Annotated in this window: 1 pseudogene; it reads right to left on the bottom strand. The window is 38.9% G+C overall.

What is annotated here, in order from left to right:
• Positions 1 to 239 (bottom strand): annotated as a pseudogene (locus tag V7077_RS23975) (hypothetical protein); the annotation flags it as partial.

The raw sequence follows: 239 nt of genomic DNA, 5'->3' as shown, positions 1-239 counted from the left end.
TAAATCCGCCTGTGGTCTGGTCAAGAGCAATATATGCTTCTCCATCCTTATTCGTTGTAAATTGATATACATCCTGATCGATAACCGACGAGCTTCCAGATGCATATTGTTTTCCTGAAATCATAGACAAAGCCGTTTCTATTGTATCATTTGGTTCAAAAGTAACTGGGTCCCTAGTAATGATACCTGGATACGTTGCTTTCAATCGATAAGAAGCATCGCTTATTCCGTTCCAATTA

It is taken from the genome of Neobacillus vireti (assembly GCF_036962465.1).
Lineage (GTDB): Bacteria > Bacillota > Bacilli > Bacillales > Cytobacillaceae > Neobacillus > Neobacillus vireti_B.
The sequence above is the reverse complement of the archived record's forward strand: the minus strand, read 5'-3'. Positions and strand labels throughout refer to the sequence as shown.